The following is a 25428-nucleotide window of genomic DNA, read 5'->3' as shown; positions in this document are numbered from 1 at the left end:
CAACGACATGAAAATTATTATCTTAGGCGCAGGCCAAGTAGGCGGCACCTTAGCTGAAAACTTAGTTGATGAAAACAATGACATCACCATAGTCGACAGTAATCGCGACCGCTTAAGAATGTTGCAAGATAAGTTCGATTTACGTGTCGTTGTCGGTCATGGCGCTCACCCTGATGTTTTAAAAGAAGCGGGCGCTGAAGATGCGGACATGTTGATTGCCGTAACTAATAGTGATGAATGCAATATGGCCGCCTGCCAAATGGCCTTCACCTTATTTGGCACACCAACTAAAATCGCGCGCATTCGCTCTGAGGCTTATCTTAATCTACAAGAAAAGCTGTTTATCAATAGTGAAACTAAGAATGCCGATAGCCGCCCGCGCGGTGGTTTTGTCATTGATGAGCTGATAGCGCCAGAGCAATTAGTGACTGCTTACATTCAGCGTTTAGTCGCCTACCCTGGGGCTTTACAGGTAATGGAGTTTGCTGAAGGCAAGGTCAGCTTAGTGGCGGTGCGTGCTTATTATGGCGGCCCGTTAGTCGGTAATGCACTATCGGCGCTGCGCGAACATATGCCCAATATTGATACCCGAGTGGCAGCGATTTTCCGTCAAGGCAAAGCTATCATGCCGCGCGGCTCCACCATCATTGAAGCGGATGACGAAGTCTTCTTTGTGGCCGATAGTCGCCACATTCGCGCCGTGATGAGTGAAATGCAAAAGCTCGACAACTCCTATCGCAATATCATGATTGCCGGTGGTGGTAATATTGGCCTCGGACTCGCCAAGAAACTTGAGCGCAGCCATTCAGTTAAATTAATTGAGCACAATGCCCTACGTGCTGAAGTCTTATCTGAAAAGCTTGAAAACACGACTGTTTTTTGTGGCGACGCCTCAGATCAAGAGTTACTGCTAGAAGAGCATATCGATCAAACCGATGTGTTTATTGCGGTCACCAATGATGATGAAGTCAACATAATGTCAGCCTTACTGGCTAAACGCATGGGCGCCAAAAAAGTCATGGTGCTTATCCAGCGCGAAGCCTATGTTGATATCGTCCAAGAAGCCAATATTGATATCGCCATTTCACCGCAACAAGCCACGATTTCAGCCCTGCTGACCCATATTCGTCAAGGTGATATTTGTAACGTCTACTCCTTAAGACGTGGCGCCGCCGAAGCTATTGAAGCCATTGCCCATGGCGATGAAAATACTTCACGGGTGGTTGGCAAAAAAGTGGGAGATATTAAATTACCGCCGGGCACCACCATTGGCGCCATAGTGCGTGATGATGAAGTCTTAATGGCTCACGATCGCACTGTCATCGAACAAGGTGACCATGTCATCTTATTTCTCGTGAATAAGAAATTTATCGGTGAAGTTGAGAAGCTGTTCCAACCGAGTGCCTTTTTCTTTTAAACCTTGGTAATGCCCATGCTCAATCTGCGGCCGCTGACGTTCATCTTGGGAGTTTTTCTCTCCATGATGGCGGGCTTTATGATGATCCCCCTAATTTTCTCGTTAATTTATGGCGAAGAAACCTTAGGGGCGTTTATCGTGTCTGTACTAACGACAGGTGTAGTGGCCTCTTTATGTTTACGCGGCGGCGAACGTAAGCAGCTACAACTTAATATTCGCGATATGTTTTTACTCACTAGCCTCACTTGGATAGTGGTGAGTCTATTTGCCGCCCTGCCTTTTACCCTCTATCACGGTATCAATTATACCGACGCCTTCTTTGAAACCATGTCAGGCATTACCACCACAGGCTCAACGGTATTGTCGAACTTAGATTCAATGGCTCATAGCATCTTGATTTGGCGGTCATTATTGCAATGGCTAGGCGGAATAGGCTTTATTGTGATGGCGGTGGCTGTCTTGCCGTTTCTTAACGTCGGCGGCATGCGCCTCTTTAGAACTGAGTCATCAGACTGGAGCGATAAAACCGTGCCGCGCACCCAGAGCATGGCCAAGCACTTGTTCTGCGTGTATATCCTCCTTACCTTGCTATGCGCTCTTAGTTATCGCTGGGCAGGTATGAGTTGGTTTGATGCCACTAATCATGCCATGACCACTCTATCCACTGGCGGCTATTCAACCTCTGATAAATCCATGGCCAACTTTAGTGACTCAGCCCATTGGGTTGGCACCATTTTTATGTTCGCTGGCGGCTTACCCTTATTGATGTTTATGCAAAGCCTTAGGCAAAAAAGCCTGATGGTTTGGCGTGACGCCCAGGTCATAGGTTTCTTTAAGTTTGTTGTCTTAGTGTCTTTATGCCTTGCGCTATGGTTATGGGCGCAAGATAAGTTCACCTTTATGGACGCCATTCGCCTCACTAGCTTTAACGTAGTCTCAGTCGTCACAACCACAGGCTTTGGCTTAACGGATTACACCCAGTGGGGAGCGCTCGCCAATATTATTTTCTTGTTCTTGCTGTTTTCTGGTAGTTGCTCGGGCTCAACATCCGGTGGTATCAAAATCTTTAGATTTCAAATTGCTGGCGCCATAATGCGCGAGCAATTAAAGCAGCAAATCCACCCCAGCGGCGCCTTTAGGCAGCGCTATAATCGCCGGCCGATATCCGATGATATTGTGCGCTCCATCATCACGTTTTTCTTACTCTTCTTCGGGGTAATAGTAGTGTTGTCGGTGATCTTAGTACTCACCGGCCTTGATCCTGTGACTAGCTTTACTGGCGCTATTACTGCAGTGGCTAACGTAGGGCCTGGGCTTGGTAGCACTATTGGTCCGGCAGGCAATTTTGCGAGCCTACCCGATGTCGCTAAGTGGGCATTAGCGGCGGGCATGCTACTTGGGCGGCTTGAAATATTAACGATAGCCGTGCTGTTTCACCCTAGTTTTTGGAAATACTAGGGCGAAAACACCGGCCTTTTAGCGCTTAATGAGACTTAGCAGAGAGTCGGCATACTTGTCGACATCTTGCCAGTCGGTGTAATCAATCACTGCTTTAGGATCGGTTGGGCCGTCAGTCATCTTCATGATAAAACGAATGGCAAGGCTGTCGAGCCAAGGCCATGAAGGATAATCCACTTTACCCGCAATAATCTTCACATCTTGTGGTTGCCACGGCGATAAGGCTAAAAACTTCTGGAGGTATTTATTGTTCTCAGGAATGCGTTTTTCAGGTTTACGTGCCACCACGTTGACACAAAAAAAACTATTAGCCACAGCCGCTAATTGCGTTTGGTGCTGCTCAATAAACGTAAATACCGACTTATCATAAGTGCCATAAAGCACGCAGGCGCCAAAATTCACCAGATCATACTTATCCCAGTCAATGCGTTGAGTTAAGCCATTAATGTTAAAGCAGTCGCAGTGATGCCCTTGGCTAGTGAGTCTGGCGGCAATGGCATTAGCTATCTTGGCCGTATGCCCACCCCGAGTAAAATACAACACTAATACTGAAGCCATGTCATTCCTTGTCTAAAGTTTTGCTGATTGTGGCAATATTCAGCCACAGTGTCATGTGCTTAGGCCGCAATAATCCAACTTCATCACACCCGGCAAGCGTAGCAATAAGTCAGCGAAGCAATTAGAATAAACTAATGAACTAGCCGAGGGCCAATGAGACATGGAAAAAATTATCGATAAAACGGCTATGGTCAATAATGCCGAGCAAGCCGCTAAATGGCTAAAAGCGATAGCTAACCCTTATCGCTTAATGATTTTGTGCCAATTGCTGGACAATGAATACTGCGTCAACGAGATGAATGAGCATATTCCCTTGAGCCAATCGGCGCTGTCGCAGCACTTGGCCGTATTAAGAAAAGAGCAATTAGTGGACTGCCGCAAAAGCTCACAAGTTGTTTATTACCGCCTGAAAAACGACAAGGTACGGGAAGTTATCGCCATCATGTATAAGCAGTTTTGCAGTCAACACTAACAAAACTGCTTTTCAATAAACGCGCTAGTTACGCCAAAAGGTCGGCGTAAATAACACCAACAAGGTAAACACTTCCAGTCGGCCAAACATCATGGCAACCACTAGCACCCACTTAGCGCTATCAGAAATACTGGCATAATTGCTCGCCACTTCCCCAAGACCTGGGCCCAAGTTATTTAAGCAGGCGGCTGTCGCACTAAAAGCCGTGATGTTATCTAAGCCTAAGCCCATCAGCAGCAGCATACACACCACAAAGACTAAGGTGTAAGCCGAGAAGAATCCCCACACCGCATCAATGACCCGATCGGGCAAAGCGGTATTGCCTAAGCGAATCGAATAAAGCGCCTTGGGATGAACTAAACGTTTAAGCTCCCTTGAGCCTTGCAGCAATAATAAAATCATTCGCATGACTTTCATGCCACCGGCAGTCGAACCGCCACAGCCACCAATAAAACTAGAAAAGATTAGCAGCATAGGTAAAAACAGCGGCCATAAATGGAAACTTTCAGTACCAAAGCCTGCGGTAGTAGAAATAGATACCGCTTGGAACAAGGCATAATCTAAGGTTTGTTCTGCTGAATCATAAATACCGCTTTGATATAAAGTCACAAAACAAATAGCAGTTAAGATCAGCTGAATAGCAATGAGCACTTTAAATTCGGTATCGCGGAAATACACTTTAAAGTTAATGCCGCGCCGCGAAAACGCCGCAAAATGCACACTAAAGTTAATTGCCGCAACCAGTAAAAAGAACACACAAATCAAATTAATGACTGGGCTATTAAAGTAACCCATGCTGGCATCGTGGGTAGAAAACCCGCCAATGGCTATGGTTGAGAATGAGTGACACACGGCATCAAACAAGGTCATGCCTGCAGCCCAGTAAGCTAAGGCGCAAGCAATGGTAAGCAGCAAATAAATATACCAGAGCGCTTTAGCGGTTTCGGCAATCCTCGGCGTCATCTTACTGTCTTTAACTGGGCCTGGAATTTCAGCGCGATAGAGCTGCATGCCGCCAATACCCAGCACAGGTAAAATCGCGACCGCGAGCACAATGATCCCCATACCACCCAACCACTGCAGTAGATGACGATAAAATAATATCGCTTTAGGTAAGTTATCTAAGCCGACAATAACCGTCGCACCTGTGGTCGTCAGCGCCGAAAAGGATTCAAAGAAACTATCGGTAATACTTAAATCTGGCTGAGGTGACAAAATAAAAGGTAAAGCACCTATGGAACCCAGTACCCCCCAAAATAACACCACAATGAGAAAACCTTCACGGGTGCGCAGCTCAGTCTTAAATTGACGGTTGGGATACCAAAGAATAAAACCCATCAACAAACTCAGAAAAAAAGACTGAATAAACGTGGCACCACCGCCATCTTTATACCAAACCGCCACCATAGCAGGTGGCAGCATAGTGATAGAAAATAGGCCAATGAGTAGGCCGGTTATTCTTGTTATTGTTCTATATTGCATGATTTTTTTGTACTTGCCTCGATAAGGCTTATTCAGTTAAGGGTTATTCTGGCATAACTACCTGAATAGACATAATACTGAGATTATTGTAATCGCGGGCTTAGCGCTATTAAACGTAAGCGCCCTTGAAATTGACTCACCACTGCAGCCATTAATAATGGCCACTGGCTGAGACTAATTTCAAAGGTTAATTCGATAGTCGCGCCAAATTGCTTATCGATAATCACCGCATCAAATTTATTTAATAAATAGTCGATATCATTAAGCTCATTGTACGCACAGTTTAGTGAGGCTGGGTATCGTAATTGTTTTTCGCGCTTTGGCACATCCAGCAAACACTGACGCACCCCAGCCGTGTAAGCGCGCACTAACCCGCCAACACCAAGCTTAGTACCGCCATAATAGCGCACCACAATAGTGCCGACTTCCCCTAATTGACTACCGCTTAATAACGCCAGCATGGGTCGCCCTGCACTACCTGCAGGCTCGCCATCATCGCTAGATTTAATTAATACGTCATTATCAGGCGCGCCAAATCGAGCGGCATAACAATAATGACAAGCATTGGGCCAGCTTTTACGAATATCTGCCAATTTTTGGCTAAAGTCATCGGCGTTGTTGACCGGAAAAACAAAAGAGATAAAGCGGCTTTGCTTTATCTCTTCTTCAAAACGTACCTCTTCTATGGGTACATAATACGACTCAATCAATTAATCCAGACTCCCGCGTCATGTTCTCAACGCCAAAAGGTTGGATAATGACGTTGTCTTCTATGCGTATGCCGCCATAAGGCTTAAACGCTGCCACTTGCGCCCAGTTTACATGATGCTTAGCTGCAGTGGTTGCTAACTGCGCCAATAAACTATCGATAAAATACAGACCCGGCTCAACGGTTAACACTTGATTGAGCTCTAACGTACGGGTGCAGCGTAAAAACGGGTCACTCGCAGGCGCCGCAACATGAGTGCCGCGCTCATCATGCATAAAACCAGCAACATCATGTACCTGTAACCCAAGCATATGGCCAAGTCCATGGGGAAAAAAGGTGCGGGTAACCCCTAGATCAATCAAGGTATCAATATCCCCCATAGCGATATGATGATCGATTAGCACTTGTGCCAACAACCTATGGGTCATCAAGTGTAAATCAAGATAACGCACCCCTACCTTCATTGCGGCCATGACCTTAGCTTGCAGTTTATCCATGGCCTGAATCAGATTAAAAAAATCATTGTGATCAAATGAGTAAGTGCGGGTAATGTCAGCGGCATAGCCATTAATTTGCGCGCCAGCATCAATCAAAAATGACAAACTTTTATTCGGCGCGCGATAAGCTAAATCTGTGTAGTGCAAAATCGCGCAATTGCGGTTAAGCGCAATAATATTGCCATAAGGCATATCATTTTCGCTTTGCCCTAAAGCTTGCAAGTAAGCTTGCTGAATTGCATATTCACTGCCGCCATCAAAAAAGGCTGATTTGGCAGCATGGTGGCCTTGTACCGCTAATTGATTGGCCGCGCGCAAACAATCAAGTTCATAAGGCGTTTTTACTGAGCGGTGGTAATGCAGATAATTCATTACCGCATTAGGATTTTTATGGCTAAAACCCAGCGCATCGGCAACATCAATATGCTCGCCTATATAAGCCCAGTCCTGAATATTATTAGGCAGTAGCTCAGCGATAGCATCCACTTTGGTGAGCACTTTAATATCAATACTCTGAGTCCATTCATCCGTTGGCACTTCATTAACTTTATGCCAAAAGTCCACTGGGCAATAAAACACCAACACGGGTTTATCTACGCCATTAATAATCAACCACGAGTTGGGATTATTAATGACAGGCACCCAAGCTTTAAAGTGCGGATTCACTTTAAACGGGTAATCCATATCATCTAAAAATTGGCGTCGCGGCTGACCTGAGTGGATCACTAAGCCTTGCAGCCCTTCTTTGGCCAGTATGTCCTGAGCTCGATGATTTAATGCTTTAATATGATTTTGGTAATGTTCTGAATTCATTATTAATCTCTCACTCAGTTGCCATACTATTTACATCCTATCCTGTGTTTAAGTTTATCACAGCCTAAGATCCTCACCATCAGCAACAACTGTTAAACGCCCGTTTAAATTGGATGTTGAATTATTTTTCATTTAGCCGCACACTGAATAACATTAAGCCAACATCGAGTTACAAGTTTGCTGGCTAGTCCACTTGCTCACTGTGTGCAGCAAAATCCAAGCCTAACTCATCATTAGAACAGGTTTAGCGAAAAGGAAGCGTGCAATGATTTACCAAAGTCCCATGATCCAAGTTGACCTCATCGACGGCAATATCGCTCACTTATGCTTTAACGCCCAAGGCTCAGTGAATAAATTCGATAGAGCCACACTCCTCGCCTTTAATGAAGCACTGGACGCTATTGCGGCCAAGCCGGCGATTGCAGGATTAATCCTGAGCTCTGCTAAAGAAGCCTTCATTGTTGGCGCTGATATCGCTGAGTTTTTAGGTCTGTTTGCCCAAGATGACGCACAGCTTTTGCAATGGCTTGAAGAAGCAAACAAGGTGTTCAACAAGCTAGAAGATTTACCTTTCCCTACCATTGCAGCCATTAATGGTTATGCACTTGGTGGTGGTTGTGAAACTATTTTAGCGGCGGACTTACGCATTGCCGATACCAATGCCCTCATTGGTTTACCTGAAACTAAGCTTGGCATTATTCCTGGCTTTGGTGGCACAGTGCGCTTACCGCGTATTATTGGTGCTGATAATGCATTGGAATGGATTACTACAGGTAAAGATAACAGAGCAGATGCCGCGCTTGCCGTCGGCGCCATCGATGCCGTGGTAAAACCTGAAGCGTTATTCACATCGGCCATACAAATGCTCAAGTCTGCCATTGCTGAACAAATTGATTGGCAAGCGCGCAGACAACGCAAACAGCAACCTTTAGCCTTACCAAAACTCGAAGCCATGATGTCTTTTTCAACCGCTAAAGCTATGGTGTTTGGGGTTGCAGGTAAACATTACCCAGCGCCAATGGCGGCGGTCAATGTGGTTGAAGCCGCGGCAAAATTTGATAGAACTCAGGCCTTAAAAGTAGAACACCAAGCTTTTGTGACTTTGGCTAAAACTGATGTGGCTACCGCGCTTATTGGTATCTTCTTAAACGAGCAAGTTGTTAAAGGTAAAGCCAAGAAAGCCAGCAAAATTGCGCTACCCATTAAGCAAGCGGCCGTATTAGGCGCCGGTATTATGGGCGGCGGCATTGCTTATCAAAGTGCCAGCAAAGGCACGCCGATTGTGATGAAAGACATCGCAGTACCGGCATTAGAGCTCGGCTTAAATGAAGCATCAAAGCTACTAACAGGTCAAATTCAGCGTGGCCGTTCAACCCCTGAAAAAATGGCTAAGGTACTTAATAACATTACCCCAAGCTTAGATTATTCAGCCTTAGCCCACGCCGATATCATAGTTGAAGCCGTGGTCGAAAATCCTAAGGTTAAAGCGCAAGTGCTGGCCGAAGTTGAGCAGCATGTGGGCGCACAGACTGTGATTACCTCTAACACTTCAACCATTTCCATTAATTTGTTAGCTAAGAGCGTTAAAGATGCGAGCCGTTTCTGCGGTATGCACTTCTTTAATCCCGTGCATAAAATGCCGTTAGTGGAAGTCATTCGCGGTGACAAAACCACAGATGAAACCATAGCCACAGTAGTGGCCTATGCCAGCAAGATGGGTAAAACCCCGATTGTCGTCAATGATTGTCCAGGCTTTTTTGTTAACCGCGTGCTCTTTCCTTATTTTGCTGGCTTTAATGGCTTGTTAGCCGATGGCGGCGACTTTAGCGCTATCGATAAAGTCATGGAAAAACAATTTGGCTGGCCTATGGGTCCGGCGTACTTATTGGATGTGGTCGGCCTAGATACTGGCCATCACGCTCAGGCTGTGATGGCTGAAGGCTTTCCTGATCGCATGGCAACACCAGATAACGATGCCATCAACATCATGTTTGCCAATCAAAGATATGGTCAGAAAAATGGTAAAGGCTTCTATCAATACGCACTAGATGCCAAGGGTAAGCTCGCCAAAACTATTGATCCTGTTAGTGTTGATTTACTCAAGCAAGCTTATGGCGAAGTTAAAGCATTTGATGCTGATACCATTATTGCCCGCACTATGATCCCTATGATTATCGAAACCGTACGCTGCCTTGAAGAAGGCATAGTTGCCAGCCCAGCTGAAGCTGATATGGGCTTAGTCTTTGGCTTAGGCTTCCCACCATTTCGCGGTGGCGTGTTCCGCTATTTAGATACCATGGGGGTTGCCAACTTTGTGGCCTTGGCTGATAAGTTTGCCCATTTAGGCGGACTCTACCAAGTGACAGCGACCATGCGTGACATGGCAGCCAATAATGCACGTTACTACCAAGCATAATTTAGGGTAAGGGAATTTAATCATGAAACATGCTGTTATCGTCGACTGTATTCGCACTCCTATGGGCCGCTCTAAGGCTGGGGTATTTCGTAATGTGCGCGCCGAAACTCTGTCAGCCGAATTAATGGAAGGCTTGTTGCTACGTAATCCGCAGCTTGACCCTAATACTATTGAAGATGTGATTTGGGGCTGCGTGCAACAAACCTTAGAGCAAGGTTTTAATATCGCGCGTAACGCCTCACTCTTGGCTGGCGTGCCCAAAACCGCTGGCGCTGTCACTATCAACCGCTTATGTGGTTCATCCATGGAAGCCATTCATCAAGCTGCTCGCGCCATTATGACTGGCATGGGCGACACCTTTATTGTTGGCGGCGTTGAGCACATGGGACACGTACCTATGAGCCATGGCGTTGACTTTCACCCAGGCCTTGCCAATAACGTTGCTAAAGCCTCCGGCATGATGGGCTTAACCGCAGAGATGCTAGGCCGGATGCACGGCATTAGTCGTCAGATGCAAGATGAGTTTGCGGTGCGCTCGCATCAACGCGCTCATGCAGCCACCATTGAAGGCCGATTTGCTAACGAAATTTATGGTATCGAAGGCCATGACGCTCAAGGCGCTTTGATAAAAGTGCTATTTGATGAAGTGATTCGCCCAGAAACCTCCCTTGAATCTCTGGCGGCGTTACGCCCAGCCTTTGATCCTGTAAATGGCACAGTCACTGCAGGTACGTCTTCAGCCTTGTCTGATGGCGCCAGCGCTATGTTAGTCATGGAAGGATCCAAAGCGCGCGCCTTAGGCTTACCAATTCGCGCCCGTATTCGCGCTATGGCAGTGGCTGGTTGTGATGCCGCTATCATGGGTTACGGCCCAGTACCAGCCACCCAAAAGGCATTAGCTCGCGCCGGCTTAACCATTCAAGATATGGACGTGATTGAGCTTAACGAAGCGTTTGCGGCGCAGTCGCTACCTTGCGTTAAAGACTTAGGTTTGCTGGACTTGGTCGATGAAAAAATTAACCTTAATGGCGGCGCAATTGCTTTAGGTCATCCATTAGGTTGCTCTGGCGCGCGAATATCCACCACTCTGATTAATCTGATGGAACATAAAGATGCTAAGTTTGGTTTAGCGACCATGTGTATTGGCTTAGGCCAAGGCATAGCGACAGTATTCGAGCGGGTATAAATTTTATTAAATAATAAGCCGGAGTCTATCTCCGGCTTAATTAGATGGTCCGCCTCACCCCTAAGCTAAGCTTAGGGTTAGGCAAACAAAGAGGCGAACCATCATGTCTACTATTAAAGTAATTGGGATCGATTTAGGCAAATCTTCTTTTCATCTTGTTGCTCATGACTATAGCGGTCGAGAGCAATTTCGAAAGCATTTATCTCGCGCAAAACTTATTGAGTTTTTAGCTCAAATACCCGCAACAATCATAGCTATGGAGTCATGTGGTGGCTCACATTGGCTCGCTCGAAAGTGCCAGTCTTTTGGGCACGAAGTTAAACTCATTCCTCCGCAGTACGTTAAACCTTACGTTAAAACTAATAAAAATGATTACATCGATGCTGATGCAATAGCGGAAGCATCAACACGCCCATCGATGCGCTTTGTTGGTGTTAAAACTGAAACTGCTCAGGTTATCTCAGTGATCCAACGTATTCGTTCTAGTTACGTAAAAGAGCGTACCGCGTGCATGTCCCGTATTGGAGCTATCTTGCTTGAATTTGGTATGAGCTTCCCTAAAGGGCATAGCAAGATGAAGAGCCTATTTCAATGGCTTGCTTATAGTAAAGAATCTATTCCTCAGATGTTAATGCAGGAGTTGATTGAGCATCACGAATACTATTTACAGCTTAATGAGCGTATTGCAGGTCAAGATAACAAGCTGAAACAGCTTGTCGAGCAAAATGAAGATGCTCAACTGCTTAAATCTATCCCAGGTGTGGGAAATTTAACAGCGAGTCAGTGTTTAGCGGATATCTCCGATGTGGGTCACTTTAAAAATGGACGACAGTTAGCCGCCTGGATAGGGCTTGTCCCACATCAATACTCAACTGGCGGCAAAACCACGCTTTTGGGGATAAGTAAGCGCGGCAACAAAGCGTTGAGGACGTTATTCATCCATGGTGCACGGTCGATTTTATCAAGGCCAGAGGTTGCAGTCGCTGTTTTTGGTGAATGGATTTTGGAGTTAAGAGCCAGAAAGCCATTTAACGTAGCGGTTGTCGCTTTGGCGAATAAGTTAGTGCGGATAGCGTGGTCAGTGTTATCGACCAAGCAAGCATTTGAAGTAAGAGTTTAAGCCGAGTTTGCAGATGATAAAAAAGATGGCAGAACGGTCAGACCACTAGATTGAAGACCTGACATAAAAAACAGCAACGCAGTATGCTTTGGGCTTTTTGAGGACAATCTAGCGCGGAACTCATCGTGGAGCGGGTGGTAGCACCTAATGAAGACTCCGAATACATTAGCGCAAACCAACCTCGTTATCGAAAATATCATTTGCAATAACGAGGCGGACCATACATTTTTATTGCCACTTAATCACGACGCAGAGCCTTAAAGCTGTGACCACTTATCAGCAAACTATCTTGAGTCATTCGACATGTTTCACGTGAAACCATTAAGGACAACAGTCCAAGTTTTAGACTAATTAGTGTTTCAACCTTGGCATTCACACTGGCCGAGAGTAACATTATCCTAATTTTTTCGTGGATATTGCCCTTATGTCGAACCCTTTTGAACTTGCCCAACACCAACTCGATACCCAAGGGCTGCGCTGCCCAGAGCCTGTCATGATGGTTCGTAAAACTGTCAGACAAATGGCGGCTGGCGAGACTTTATTGATCCTCGCCGATGATCCAGCGACCACGCGTGACATTCCAAGTTTCTGCCAATTTATGGATCACACCTTATTAGCCAGCGACACTGATGGCTCGCCCTATCGTTATCTCATTCAAAAAGGAAGTTAATATGCAGCTTGTCGGTATCGCTTATAAACAGAAAAAATCTGGGCCTATGCTGTGCCTAACTAACGCTGATATCAGCTTAGAAAAAGGCGTTGCTGATGATGTGTTTGGTAAGCCAGGAAAGCGCCAAGTAACAGTATTATCTCAAGAGCAGTGGCAAGCTGCCTGTGATGAACTTGATAATGATTTAGAGTGGCAAACACGCCGCGCCAACCTTTTAATCTCAGGTTATGAATTCAGTGCCGCAGATGTCGGTAAGCAAATCATTATCGGTGAACAAGTAGCATTACTGATTACAGGTGAAACTGCGCCTTGCACAAAAATAGAAAAACAAGCTGATGGCCTACAAAATGCGTTAACCCCCGACTGGCGTGGCGGCGTCACATGCAAGGTTGTCACGTCTGGGCCTATAACCCTGTTTGATACCATAGCTGTCCTTTAGTGTTTTACCGTTAGCTAACCCATTAAGCACCTTAGGGTGCTTTTTTTGTGGCCAAAACCTATGTTGCTAAAAAATGGCAATAACGTAAAGTTAGTGTCAAATAACAAAAACGTAGCAATGGAGTGGTCATGAAAAAGTTCCTGTTAACCCCGCTAGCCTTAGCGCTCGCCTTTAACCTACACGCCGAATCACCACCAGAATGGCAAGTCAACGCCCCAGCCAAGGCGCCGCTGCAGCAAATTGATATTAAGGTCTCTGAAGGCACTTGGATGAACGTCAGCAGTAGTCCAGATAATCAATACATAGTGTTTGATTTATTAGGGGATATTTACCGAATTCCAGTTGCCGGCGGAGAGGCTGAAGTATTAGCCAGTGGCATCGCGTGGCAGATGCAACCTGTCTATAGCCCTGATGGCAAATACATAGCTTTTACTTCAGATGAAGATGGCGCCGATAATATTTGGGTGATGAATAGCGACGGCACTAAACCGCGCCCAGTGACTAAAGAAACGTTTAGATTACTCAATAGCCCAGCATGGAGTCCGGATTCTCAGTATCTCGTTGCCCGTAAACACTTTACCGCCGAAAGAAGTTTAGGCGCAGGCGAAGTATGGATGTATCACGTTGCAGGCGGTGAAGGCATTAAACTCACTGAACGGCCAAACGATCAAAAGGATTTAGGTGAACCCGCCTTTTCACCCGATGGCCGCTACATTTACTTCAGCCAAGATGACACCCCAGGTAAAACCTTCCATTACTCTAAAGACTCAGTGCAAGGCATATATACCATCAAGCGTTATGACCGTGACACAGGTGATATAGATATTCTGTTGCAAGGCACTGGCGGCGCCATCAGACCGACTCCAAGCCCTGATGGCACTAAGCTTGCTTTCATTCGCCGCGATGGCTTTCAGTCGACCTTGTATTTGTTAGATTTAGAGTCTGGAAAAATCGATAAACTGTATTCTGATCTTGACCGTGACATGCAAGAAACTTGGGCGATTCATGGTGTTTACCCGCACATGAGTTGGCGCCCTGATAATCAGGCCATTCGCTTTTGGGCTAAAGGCAAAATTCGCGAATTAAGCCTCAATGATAAATCTGCTAAGGTCATTCCTTTTAGCATAGATACCGAACTGAGTGTGCAACCTGCGGTGCGCTTTACGCAAGATATAGATATTGTCGACTTTTCAGTAAAAATGCTGCGAATGGCGCAAGTTTCCTCCGATGGCAAAACCGTTGTCTATGAAGCTTTAGGCAAGTTATGGCTAAAATCATTACCTAACGGCAAGGTTGAGCGCCTGACAAAGCTTACAAACAATGCCAATGAATTATTCCCGCAGTGGGCGCGCGATGGTAAATCCATTGTATTTGCTACTTGGGATGATAAAGAGCAAGGCGCCTTGCATAGGCTTGAATTAGCCAGCCGTAAAATCACCACCCTAACCGATAAGCCCGGCAAATATGTTGAGCCGACCTTGTCACCCAATGGTGAAACCTTAGTGTATCGCCAAGTTAAGGGCGGCTATATAACGCCGACCACTTGGTCACAAGAGCCTGGGCTATACGCACTTAATCTTAACTCCAAACAAAAAACTAAGCTCGATGATCAAGGCTATCAACCCCAGTTCGGCGCTGATAATGGCAGAGTTTACTTTATGGATGCCGGTGAAACACCGCAGTTTTCATCGGTCACCGTAAGCGGCCATGACAAGCGCGTGCACTACACCAGTAAGCTTGCCACCGAATTTAGAATATCCCCTAATGGTGAGCACTTAGCCTTTGCCGAACGCTTTAAAGTTTTTATAACGCCGTTTGCCAAACATGGTGAGACTGTCGAAATAGGCCCAGAAGCTAAAAATTTACCAGTCACCCAGCTAAGTAGCCGCGCTGGCGAGAGCATTAGTTGGCGCCAAGATAATCAGCAACTGTATTGGACCTTAGGGCCTGAGCTATATCAGGTGGATATAGATCAAAGCTATCCAACCACTAACAAAGTTAAATCCAAACAAGCCGCTAAGGTCACTAACATTGGCTTTAACCAAGAGTCCTACGTTCCACGTGGAACTCTTGCCTTTGTGGGTGGCCAAGTGATTACCATGGAGCAAGATCAAGTCATTGAAAATGGCGTTGTGATAGTCACAGATAACAAGATAGTCGCCGTCGGTTCGCAGCAACAAGTCACTATTCCAGCCGATGCCAAGATCATAGATATCGCGGGTAAAACTATTATGCCGGGGATATTTGATGCCCACGCCCATGGCGCTCAAGGTGAAAATGAAATTATCCCGCAGCAAAACTGGGGCAACTTTGCGAGTTTAGCCTTAGGTGTCACGGCAATTCATGATCCATCTAACGACACTACCGAAATCTTTGCCGCCAGCGAGCAACAAAAAGCAGGCAATATTGTGGGACCAAGAATATTCAGTACTGGCACCATACTTTATGGCGCCCATGGTCCTGGCTATACCTCGCACATTGACTCGCTTGATGATGCTAAGTTTCACTTAGAACGCCTTAAAAAAGTCGGTGCCTTTAGCGTAAAAAGCTATAATCAACCAAGGCGTAATCAGAGGCAACAAGTCATAGCTGCTGCCAGAGAATTAGAGATGATGGTTGTGCCAGAAGGTGGCAGCTTGTTGCAGCATAACCTAACCATGATAGCTGATGGTCATACTGGGATTGAACACTCGCTCCCCGCAGCTGTTCTTTATGACGATATCAAACAGTTTTGGAGTCAAACTAAAGTGGGTTATACCCCAACCTTAGTAGTGGCTTATGGCGGCATTGCTGGTGAGAATTATTGGTACGATAAAACGGATGTTTGGGCGCACCCTCGCCTGTCAAAATTCGTGCCTGACTACATCTTACAGCCAAGAGCCATGCGTAGAACCACAGCGCCTGATGAACATTACAATCACTTTAATGTCGCTAAAATGGCTAACGAAGTTGGTAAGCTTGGTATTAAATCCAACATAGGTGCTCATGGCCAAAGAGAAAGCTTAGGCGCTCATTGGGAAATTTGGATGTTTGCCCAAGGCGGCATGTCGCCGCTAGAAGCATTAAAAACCGCAACCATCAACCCAGCCATTCACTTTGGCATGGATGAACAATTAGGTTCAATCACCCCAGGTAAACTGGCTGACCTTATCGTCATCGATGGTAATCCACTTATTAATATCCGTGATTCCGATAAAGTAGCCTATACCATGGTTAATGGCGCGCTATTTGATGCGGCCACTATGAATGAGCTCAATGGTCAGCAAAGGCAAAAGCAAACCTTCTTCTTTGAATAAGACTGCAATAACGAATCGATAATACTTTAGGGTGTTTCACGTGAAACACCCTATTTTTTTGCACTCGATTCAAGATAGCAAGGACAAGACGTTAGATGATCGTTCACCATACCGACGGCCTGCATAAAGGCATAACAGATAGTGGGGCCAACAAAGTTAAAGCCTAATTTTTTTAAAGCCTTCGACATGGCTTGCGACTCAGGAGTTTGTGCCGGCACCTCAGCCATAACATTAAAATGATTGATCACAGGTTGACCACCCACAAACGACCAGAGCAATTGTGAAAAGCTATTGGCTCCGTTTTGGCTATAAGCAAGGTAAGCTTTGGCGTTGCCAATGATGCTATTAATTTTGGCGCGATTGCGAATAATGCGAGTATCTAACAGCAAACGCTCAACGTCGTCTTGCGTCATTAAGGCAATTTCTTGTGGATTAAAATCAAAGAAAAGCTCCTCGTAGTTAGCTTGGCGTTTTAAAATGGTTAACCATGATAAACCAGCCTGCTGACCATCTAAACACAGTTTGGCGAATAACTCTCGGTCATCATAAACCGGTCGCCCCCACACCTTATTGTGATATTGCTGATAGAGGGGATCGTTAGTTACCCAAGGGCAAGTGGTGGTAATTTGTGACATGAATTTCCTTAACTGACACTAACAGGGTAAATACGTTAAAAATTAGCCTACATAAGACTATTACGACAAGGTATAATTTAAACCATTTTCTATGACAGCCCGAAGCAGTGGATATGACTAGCAAACATGACGTAAAAACCTTTCAGGGGTTTATCCTGACCCTTCAGGAATATTGGGCACAACAAGGTTGTGCCATTATTCAGCCGCTGGATATGGAAGTAGGTGCCGGCACCTTTCATCCTATGACGTTCCTGCGCTCGCTGGGCCCAGAACCAATTAATAGCGCTTATGTGCAACCATCACGTCGTCCAACCGACGGTCGCTATGGTGAAAACCCGAATCGTCTTCAACATTACTATCAATTCCAAGTCATGCTGAAACCATCGCCAGATAATATCCAAGAACTGTATTTAGGTTCTTTGCAGGCGTTAGGTATAGACACGCAAATCCATGATATCCGCTTTGTGGAAGATAACTGGGAATCACCAACCTTAGGTGCCTGGGGCTTGGGCTGGGAAGTATGGCTTAACGGTATGGAAGTGACACAGTTCACTTACTTCCAGCAAGTGGGTGGTATTGAATGCACTCCAGTTACCGGTGAAATCACTTACGGTTTAGAACGCTTAGCCATGTATATCCAAGGCGTAGACAGCGTTTACGATCTGGTATGGGCTGACGGTCCATTAGGTAAGATCAGCTACGGTGACGTGTTCCATCAAAATGAAGTTGAGCAATCAACTTATAACTTTGAACACGCCGATGTTGAATTCCAATTTACCGTATTCGATCAGTGCGAAAAAATGTGTATGCATTTATTGTCACTGGAAAAGCCGCTGCCATTACCAGCTTACGAGCAAGTGATGAAAGCTTCACACGCCTTCAATTTATTAGATGCTCGCCACGCCATCTCTGTTACTGAGCGTCAGCGTTATATTCTGCGAGTTCGTACCATGGCCAAAGCAGTGGCCGAAGCCTATTATCAGGCCCGTGAAGCCCTTGGCTTCCCTATGTGTAAGTAGAGGTATCGCCATGAATTTTGAAAATTTGCTGATTGAAATCGGCACCGAAGAGTTGCCGCCAAAGTCACTGCGAACCTTAGCTGAATCTTTATTGGCTAACTTCACTGACGAATTAACCAAGGCCGATCTGCAATTTAGCGATGCCAATTGGTATGCAGCGCCTCGCCGTTTAGCCATTAAGGTGAATGGTTTAGCACTAGCACAAGCTGACAAAGTCGTTGAAAAACGCGGCCCTGCCGTATCTTCAGCCTTTGATGCCGAAGGTAATGCGACTAAAGCTGCGCAAGGTTGGGCTCGTGGTAACGGCATCAGCGTTGAACAAGCTGAGCGTTTAGTCACAGATAAAGGTGAATGGTTAGTTCACTACGCCAACATTACTGGCGCGGCCACTATGGATTTAATTCCAGCCATGGCGCAAAAGGCACTCGATAAGTTGCCAATTCCAAAGCCAATGCGCTGGGGTAACAACAAGACGCAGTTTATCCGTCCGGTGCACACTATTACTATGCTGCTGGGTGATAAGTTAGTTGCCGGTGAATTGCTGGGCATTCAAGCCGCTCGCACTATTCGCGGCCACCGCTTTATGGGCGAAGCTAGCTTTGAATTAGATCATGCCGATAACTACTTAAGCTTATTGCTTGAGCGCGGTAAGGTCATGGCGGATTACTTTGCGCGTATGGCTATCATCAAGAATGATGCCGAGCAAGCAGCTGCAGATATTGGCGGCGTGGCTGATATCGAAGAAAGCTTACTTGAAGAAGTATCTTCACTGGTTGAATGGCCAGTAGTATTAACTGCGCACTTTGAAGAAAAATTCTTAGACGTGCCGGCTGAAGCCTTGGTTTACACCATGAAAGGCGATCAGAAATACTTCCCAGTGTTTGATAAGGCCGGCAAGTTACTGCCGAACTTTATCTTTGTAACTAACATTGAGTCTAAAGATCCAAGCCAAATCATTGCTGGTAATGAAAAAGTCGTTCGCCCTCGCCTTGCCGATGCCGAATTCTTCTTCAATACCGATAAAAAGCACAGCTTAGCGTCTCGCTTAACTAGCCTTGAGACTGTGGTATTCCAGCAGCAATTAGGTACCTTGAAAGCCCGTGTTGAGCGCATTTCAGCCCTCGCCGCCTTCATAGCGACTCAGATTGATGCCAATCCACAAGATGCTGCTCGCGCCGGTCTGTTATCAAAAGCAGATTTGATGACCAACATGGTGATGGAATTTACTGATACCCAAGGCACCATGGGCATGCATTACGCCCGTTTAGATGGCGAAACTGAAGCCGTTGCCGTGGCATTGGATGAGCAATATAAGCCTAAGTTCTCAGGTGATACTGTGCCAAGCTCAGGTGTATCGTGCGCCGTTGCTTTAGCTGAAAAGCTTGATACCTTAACCGGTATTTTCGGCATTGGCCAAGCGCCAAAAGGTGCGGCTGACCCATTCGCGCTGCGCCGCGCCGCTATCGGTGTACTGAGAATTATCGTTGAAAACAAGCTGCCATTAGACTTAGTGGATTTAATTGCTGAAGGTATTCGCTTACACGGCGAAACCTTAACTAATGCCAATGCGAATGAAGATGTGCTTGAGTTCTTAATGGCGCGTTTTCGTGCTTGGTATCAAGATAAAGGCATAGGCGTTGACGTTATCTTAGCGGTACTGGCTCGTCGCCCTACTCGCCCAGCGGATTTTGATGCCCGTATTCAAGCCGTGGCTCACTTTAGAAGCTTAGATGCTGCTATGGCATTAGCCGCGGCTAATAAGCGCGTGAGTAATATTCTGGCCAAGGTTGAAGGTGAATTACCAACAGCCATTGATAGCCAGTTATTAACGGCCAAAGAAGAAATCGAACTTGCTGCGCACTTAAACAAGTTACAGCCGCAATTAGATCCATTATTCGCACGCGGTGATTACCAGCAAGCTTTGATTCTGCTGGCTGGATTACGCAGCGACGTAGATAACTTCTTTGAAGCGGTAATGGTCATGGCCGATGATTTAGCCTTGCGTCACAACCGTTTGGCATTGCTAGGCCAATTGCGCCAGCAGTTCTGGCATGTTGCTGATATTTCGTTGCTGCAATAATCACTAGACCGCATTCATAGTCATCTGTATTCGTTGACTATCTATGTTAATAAACAAAAGACCAGTCCTATGACTAATGCCACTCGCTTAAGAGCGAGTGGCATTTTTACTTGGATATTTCACTGTTTTCTTTAGCACCACACGCGGGTAGCTGGGCCGCTTCCTCTTTGGGGGTAAAATCAACCTTTTGCCATTTTCCCTCAGTCGTTTTAAGTGCTGTGGGATCGCTCCCGGACTCCCTCTGTCACTCCAACCAAACTCATCCTGTATTAAAAACAGGGCATTAATGAAACTTATCCTCTGTGGCTCAACTTTATGCTGCACTGCCATTGCGGCCATCTCTAGCCGAACAATATTGTAGGTCGTTAAGATCCCCCATAATTCTTGATACACCCCATCCTTCTTCTTACTGCGCAGGACTGGTTTATTTTCCAGTTGATATTGCTTTAGCTCACTATAACCCCTCTCTATCTCCCATCGCTGCCAATACACCTTGAGTAAATCGTTCACTGGATAGCTGTTGGGGCATAGGCAGGACGTGATAAACCCTTTGATATCACCTTTGGGTGACGGAATAAGAATAAGGCGGGCTTGCCAGCTCTCCCCCAGATAAGGCGCTTGCTGTTTAGCTTGGGGTGATACCGGCATCTCAACCAGATGGTCATACTCTGAGAATGACTCGATAATTTGATAGCGGGTCTTAGACTTTATCGGGGTTAACCAATGGGTGTTTGCACCGCTTTCTTGCCAGCTGATGAGCAATTCGGCAGACATAAACCCACGGTCAAACAACGTGAGCGAATTCTCGGGAGCTGAGCCAACCAATTGCTGTGCATAGTGAATTTCACTGTGGGTAACAGGCCCGAAAGCCGCATCAGAAAGTAAGTGGCTACGAGTAGACATTAAGGTGACCGCCAGCACAGAGGGAAAAGAAGCCGTGCTTTGTGCAAAGCCAAAGTGATGGTTTTCTTCAGTGTTATGCGTCTTAAAATACGTCCCATCAACACTGAGCAATTTCAATCCCGCTATCTCATCAAATTCGCACTGTGTTTCCCACTGTGCAGCGGTTGTTTTGAACAGATAACGCATGGGCTCTGAACCCAACTTTTCTTTGGCTTTGATGATACTACTGGTCGCCAGTGGCGGGAGCTCCCCCTTGGAGTCGGGAAATGCCAGTGAGAGCGTATCACAGACTTGCTGAATCGAGCGGTTACGCATCAAACCAATGCCTAGAACCAACCAAACAGCTTGCTCTGCAGGGAAACGGCGGGTTCGAAGCGAGGCCCTGCCAGTTTGTTGCACAGCCTCAGCCACCCAATCCATGGGAACATGTTTGGCGAATACATCAATATCTTGCGCTTGGAAAAATTCAGCGGTAACGAGTAGCTCTTTAGAAAATTCAGACATAAAAAAATCAGCTGCAACTTAGGTTGCGGCTGATTATGAAGCCCTTGAAAGATCGTTCAACTACTTAAAACGATCGGCATTAAGTCCTATGACTGGTCTTTTTGTATCTTGCTTGTGTTTATGTAAGAGGTAACTATTAATTCTCAAGAGTCACTAATTTTTCGTGAAGCTCTAAAAAGTCTTCTAACGATAAGTCGATACGTTGTAAATGCAAAGGTAACTGTTCTTCATCCAAGCGTTTGGCTTGATACAGCATTGAGAGTTCACTAATGGCATTGGCGCGCCATATCACCGCCGCTAAGCCGCCATCGGGGCGATAGTTAACATTCGCAAGCCTTTCTAATTGTTCACAATAAATAGGCGGTAAACGCCAACATTTCATCAAACTAGCACTCAGCACTAAGCTGCGACTCGTCATGGCTTGTCTAAATAAGTGCGATCTTGGCTGCTCACCAACCTCAGCCACTACAAATTGATCCAATAAAATTTTAAAAATGGCTATCTTGCCAACGTCATGCAATAAGCCCATTAAAAATACAGTATCGGCATCATCTGTGGCCATTTCTCCCGCCAAAAATGCCACTTGTAATGAATGGTGCCAAATTTGCGCGCCAAAGCGGCGGTAGTAAATAGGCTTAATATCAATAATGTCTTTCACCATGCTTGAGGTGACAAAGCGGCGAATTTGGTCGCGCCCTAAAGATACTAACGCTTGCTGAAGATTAGTGACGTCTTTAGTGCCGCGCCTAAACGCGGGTGAATTACAGAGTTTTAGCACTTCGATGCTAATCATAGGGTCTTGCTGCAATAGCTTTAAAATCGCCTGCACATCGCATTCAGGATTAGCTAGCTGCTTATCAATCTCTATCACTCGACTGGAAAGTTTTAAGACTTTAGCAGCGATTTGTTCTGGGTCGCTTAATGCCTTAGCCACATTTTCTATGACTTTTTTCTCGAGATTATTAGCAACCCCGCCACTGTCTTCGGAATTTACTTGAAACAACAAGCTATAAAACATGGCGGATGAATCAATACTATTGATTAATTTAGATTCTACAGGCGTCACTTGGGATGATTTGTGGATGGGCTTAGCCGCACTCACAGCGGCTATTGCTTGCTCTCCCGCCATAGTCGCTTGGGAAGCAGGTTTAGAGATACTGACTTCAACGTCATCTCTAAAATTAAAAATTTTGCCAAATAATTTTCTCACGGTGCCACCTTGGCTATTAGCAATATAACTGACTCTCAATCCCCTTTACCTGATTAATTTTAGTCGAAATTTGGTAAAAAAAACGCGACTCAAGCGTCGCGTTTAATGTTAACTAACTTAGAGCACTAGACGTCTAGGTTAGCCACGTTCAAGGCGTTAGCTTCAATAAACTCACGTCTTGGTTCAACATTGTCGCCCATTAAGGTAGTAAACAATTGATCGGCGCCAACGGCATCATCAATGGTCACTTGCAACATACGGCGCTGCTCAGGATCCATAGTGGTTTCCCACAATTGCTCTGGGTTCATCTCACCCAGTCCTTTATAGCGCTGGATATATAAACCGCGCTGAGCTTCTTGCATCAACCATTCAAGTGCTTCTGCGAAGCTAGCCACTTGCTTAGTACGTTCGCCGCGCTGTACATAACCATTAGCTTCGACCAGACCTTCTAATTCAGATGCCAGACGCACCATACGCTGGTAATCAGCAGAACTAAAGAAGTCATGACCCAGCAAGTAATGAGTATCTATACCATGCTTACGAATGGTGATTTGCGGTAAATACTGCTGACGCTCAGGGTCAAACATCGCTTGCGCTGAATACAGCACGCCGGTGTTTTCACGCTCACGTAAGTCAGCAATTAACGAATCACACCAAGCTGTCATCAAACCTTCATCTAACAGCATTTCAGTCGTGACTTCTGGGTGATACAGCATGCGTTCAGTCACAATCCGTGGATAACGTAAAGACAGACGCTCAATCATGGCTTCAACTTCACGGAACTGATTCACTAAGCGCTCTAATGGGCCACCGCTCATGCCAGGAATGCCTGGTGCTGAGTATAAGGTGGCGCCATCTAACGCTTGCGTGGTCAGATACTGAGTTCTGGCCGCTTCATCTTTCAGATACTGCTCTTGCTTACCGCGTTTCACTTTATATAAAGGCGGCTGGGCAATATAAATATAACCACGCTCAATCAGTTCCGGCATTTGACGGAAGAAGAAGGTCAACAGCAAGGTACGAATGTGCGAGCCGTCGACGTCAGCATCCGTCATGATGATGATGTTGTGATAACGAGTTTTATCTGGGTTATATTCATCGCGGCCAATACCACAACCTAAGGCAGTGATCAGTGTCGCCACTTCTTGTGAAGATAACATCTTATCAAAACGCGCTTTTTCAACGTTTAAGATCTTACCCTTAAGCGGCAAAATAGCTTGGTTTTTACGATTTCGGCCTTGTTTGGCGCTGCCGCCGGCCGAGTCACCTTCCACTATGTAAATTTCAGATAAACCAGGATCTTTTTCTTGGCAATCGGCTAACTTACCCGGTAAACCACCTAAATCTAACGCGCCTTTACGACGAGTCATTTCACGGGCTTTACGGGCTGCTTCACGAGCACGCGCAGCATCAATGATCTTGCCAACAATTAATCGAGCATCGCCTGGGTTTTCCAGCAGATAATCATTGAGTTTTTCACCCATGGTCTGCTCAACCGCGGTCTTAACTTCACTCGATACTAATTTATCTTTAGTTTGCGAGCTGAATTTAGGATCTGGTACTTTAACCGAAATAACCGCGGTCAAACCTTCACGAGCATCATCGCCAGTCGCGTTAGTCTTACCTTTCTTATTGAAGCCTTCACGCTCCATATAAGTGTTAAGGTTACGAGTCAAGGCACTACGGAAACCCGCTAAGTGAGTACCGCCATCGCGCTGTGGGATGTTGTTGGTGAAACAAAAAATGTTTTCTTGGAAACCATCATTCCACTGCATAGCCACTTCAACGGTAATGCCGTCGTCACGCTCTTGAGTAAAATGGAACACATCTTTGTTGACTGGCGTCTTGTTGCGATTTAAGTAATCAACAAATGCGCTAATACCGCCTTCATACTGGAAAAATTCATTTTTAGCATCACGGTCATCCATTAAACGGATGCCAACGCCTGAGTTCAAGAATGACAACTCACGTACGCGTTTAGCTAAGATCTCATAGTGATACAAGGTATCAGTAAAAGTCTCATGGCTTGGCCAAAAACGAATCGTAGTACCGGTTTTGCTTGCTTGACCAATCTCTTTGATTGGCGCATCAGGCACACCGTGGGTATAAAACTGCTCATAGACCTTGCCATCTCGGCGAATGGTCATCTGCAGCTTTTCAGACAAGGCGTTTACTACTGAAACACCAACGCCGTGTAAGCCACCAGACACTTTATAAGAGTTATCATCAAACTTACCGCCAGCGTGCAGTACCGTCATAATAACTTCAGCCGCCGAAACACCTTCTTCTGGGTGGATAGCTACCGGAATACCACGACCATCATCTTGCACCGACACAGAACCGTCGGTGTGAATTCTGATGGTAATATCGTGACAATGGCCAGCCAAAGCTTCGTCGATTGAGTTATCGACCACTTCGAACACCATATGATGCAGACCTGAACCATCGTCGGTATCACCGATATACATCCCAGGTCTTTTACGTACCGCATCAAGGCCCTTAAGGACCTTAATACTCGAAGAATCGTAACTATTCTCTGACATA

General features: G+C 45.9%; 19 protein-coding genes. 11 read left to right on the top strand and 8 right to left on the bottom strand.

Translation table 11 applies throughout. The annotated features are described in order from the left end of the window. Positions 1 to 7 precede the first annotated feature (7 nt). Positions 8 to 1417: a Trk system potassium transporter TrkA gene (trkA, locus tag FJQ87_RS01410; protein ID WP_140930165.1), complete on the top strand. Its 1410-nt coding sequence runs from the start codon at positions 8 to 10 to the stop codon at positions 1415 to 1417. 15 nt (positions 1418 to 1432) lie between these two features. Further along, a complete protein-coding gene (locus tag FJQ87_RS01405; RefSeq protein WP_140930164.1) occupies positions 1433 to 2875 on the top strand; it encodes a TrkH family potassium uptake protein in 1443 nt (480 codons plus the stop codon). A gap of 18 nt (positions 2876 to 2893) precedes the next feature. On the opposite strand, the gene hemG is transcribed toward FJQ87_RS01405, so the two are convergent. Next, on the bottom strand, positions 2894 to 3433 hold the full coding sequence (gene hemG / locus FJQ87_RS01400; protein WP_140930163.1) for a menaquinone-dependent protoporphyrinogen IX dehydrogenase: 540 nt from the start codon (positions 3431 to 3433) through the stop codon (positions 2894 to 2896). A gap of 160 nt (positions 3434 to 3593) precedes the next feature. Here hemG and FJQ87_RS01395 point away from each other — a divergent pair, with 160 nt between their 5' ends. Beyond that, positions 3594 to 3905: a metalloregulator ArsR/SmtB family transcription factor gene (locus FJQ87_RS01395; protein WP_140930162.1), complete on the top strand. Its 312-nt coding sequence runs from the start codon at positions 3594 to 3596 to the stop codon at positions 3903 to 3905. 24 nt (positions 3906 to 3929) lie between these two features. Here FJQ87_RS01395 and FJQ87_RS01390 read toward each other — a convergent pair whose 3' ends face one another. The 3 genes from FJQ87_RS01390 to pepQ all read right to left on the bottom strand — a co-directional run bounded on the left by FJQ87_RS01390 (position 3930) and on the right by pepQ (position 7406). Beyond that, positions 3930 to 5387, bottom strand: a complete 1458-nt coding sequence (locus tag FJQ87_RS01390) for a TrkH family potassium uptake protein (protein ID WP_140930161.1) — start codon at positions 5385 to 5387, stop codon at positions 3930 to 3932. 83 nt (positions 5388 to 5470) lie between these two features. Next, positions 5471 to 6097, bottom strand: coding sequence for a YigZ family protein (locus FJQ87_RS01385; RefSeq protein WP_140930160.1), 627 nt, complete (start codon positions 6095 to 6097; stop codon positions 5471 to 5473). After that, entirely contained in the window at positions 6090 to 7406 is a 1317-nt protein-coding gene (pepQ, locus tag FJQ87_RS01380) for a Xaa-Pro dipeptidase (protein ID WP_140930159.1), read from the bottom strand. The genes FJQ87_RS01385 and pepQ overlap by 8 nt, the downstream gene beginning before the upstream one ends. 265 nt (positions 7407 to 7671) lie before the next feature. On the opposite strand from pepQ, the gene fadB reads away from it, so the two are divergent. The 6 genes from fadB to FJQ87_RS01350 all read left to right on the top strand — a co-directional run bounded on the left by fadB (position 7672) and on the right by FJQ87_RS01350 (position 16533). Beyond that, on the top strand, positions 7672 to 9822 hold the full coding sequence (gene fadB, locus FJQ87_RS01375; protein WP_140930158.1) for a fatty acid oxidation complex subunit alpha FadB: 2151 nt from the start codon (positions 7672 to 7674) through the stop codon (positions 9820 to 9822). A gap of 22 nt (positions 9823 to 9844) precedes the next feature. Continuing rightward, complete coding sequence (gene fadA / locus FJQ87_RS01370; RefSeq protein ID WP_140930157.1) at positions 9845 to 11008, top strand: acetyl-CoA C-acyltransferase FadA; 1164 nt, start codon at positions 9845 to 9847, stop codon at positions 11006 to 11008. A gap of 103 nt (positions 11009 to 11111) precedes the next feature. After that, positions 11112 to 12128, top strand: a complete 1017-nt coding sequence (locus FJQ87_RS01365; protein WP_140930156.1) for an IS110 family transposase — start codon at positions 11112 to 11114, stop codon at positions 12126 to 12128. Positions 12129 to 12552: 424 nt separating this feature from the next. Next, entirely contained in the window at positions 12553 to 12798 is a 246-nt protein-coding gene (gene tusA / locus FJQ87_RS01360) for a sulfurtransferase TusA (protein WP_140930155.1), read from the top strand. 1 nt (position 12799) lies between these two features. Then, positions 12800 to 13237, top strand: coding sequence for an MOSC domain-containing protein (locus FJQ87_RS01355; protein WP_140930154.1), 438 nt, complete (start codon positions 12800 to 12802; stop codon positions 13235 to 13237). Positions 13238 to 13365: 128 nt separating this feature from the next. After that, the gene (locus FJQ87_RS01350; RefSeq protein WP_140930153.1) at positions 13366 to 16533 is read left to right on the top strand and encodes an amidohydrolase family protein; all 3168 of its coding nucleotides are present in this window, start codon (positions 13366 to 13368) and stop codon (positions 16531 to 16533) included. Positions 16534 to 16583: 50 nt separating this feature from the next. On the opposite strand, the gene FJQ87_RS01345 is transcribed toward FJQ87_RS01350, so the two are convergent. Beyond that, complete coding sequence (locus FJQ87_RS01345; protein ID WP_140930152.1) at positions 16584 to 17168, bottom strand: DNA-3-methyladenine glycosylase I; 585 nt, start codon at positions 17166 to 17168, stop codon at positions 16584 to 16586. 113 nt (positions 17169 to 17281) lie between these two features. On the opposite strand from FJQ87_RS01345, the gene glyQ reads away from it, so the two are divergent. Further along, complete coding sequence (gene glyQ, locus FJQ87_RS01340) at positions 17282 to 18187, top strand: glycine--tRNA ligase subunit alpha (protein WP_140930151.1); 906 nt, start codon at positions 17282 to 17284, stop codon at positions 18185 to 18187. 10 nt (positions 18188 to 18197) lie between these two features. After that, positions 18198 to 20267, top strand: a complete 2070-nt coding sequence (gene glyS / locus FJQ87_RS01335; RefSeq protein ID WP_140930150.1) for a glycine--tRNA ligase subunit beta — start codon at positions 18198 to 18200, stop codon at positions 20265 to 20267. 87 nt (positions 20268 to 20354) lie between these two features. On the opposite strand, the gene FJQ87_RS01330 is transcribed toward glyS, so the two are convergent. The 3 genes from FJQ87_RS01330 to gyrB all read right to left on the bottom strand — a co-directional run bounded on the left by FJQ87_RS01330 (position 20355) and on the right by gyrB (position 25427). Continuing rightward, positions 20355 to 21674: an IS4 family transposase gene (locus FJQ87_RS01330; protein WP_140930149.1), complete on the bottom strand. Its 1320-nt coding sequence runs from the start codon at positions 21672 to 21674 to the stop codon at positions 20355 to 20357. A 136-nt stretch (positions 21675 to 21810) separates the two neighbouring features. After that, the gene (locus tag FJQ87_RS01325) at positions 21811 to 22884 is read right to left on the bottom strand and encodes an HDOD domain-containing protein (protein ID WP_240778790.1); all 1074 of its coding nucleotides are present in this window, start codon (positions 22882 to 22884) and stop codon (positions 21811 to 21813) included. A gap of 125 nt (positions 22885 to 23009) precedes the next feature. Continuing rightward, complete coding sequence (gene gyrB, locus FJQ87_RS01320) at positions 23010 to 25427, bottom strand: DNA topoisomerase (ATP-hydrolyzing) subunit B (RefSeq protein ID WP_140930148.1); 2418 nt, start codon at positions 25425 to 25427, stop codon at positions 23010 to 23012. Position 25428 lies beyond the last annotated feature (1 nt).

The organism is Shewanella sp. SNU WT4 (assembly GCF_006494715.1).
GTDB lineage: Bacteria > Pseudomonadota > Gammaproteobacteria > Enterobacterales > Shewanellaceae > Shewanella.
The sequence above is the reverse complement of the archived record's forward strand: the minus strand, read 5'-3'. Positions and strand labels throughout refer to the sequence as shown.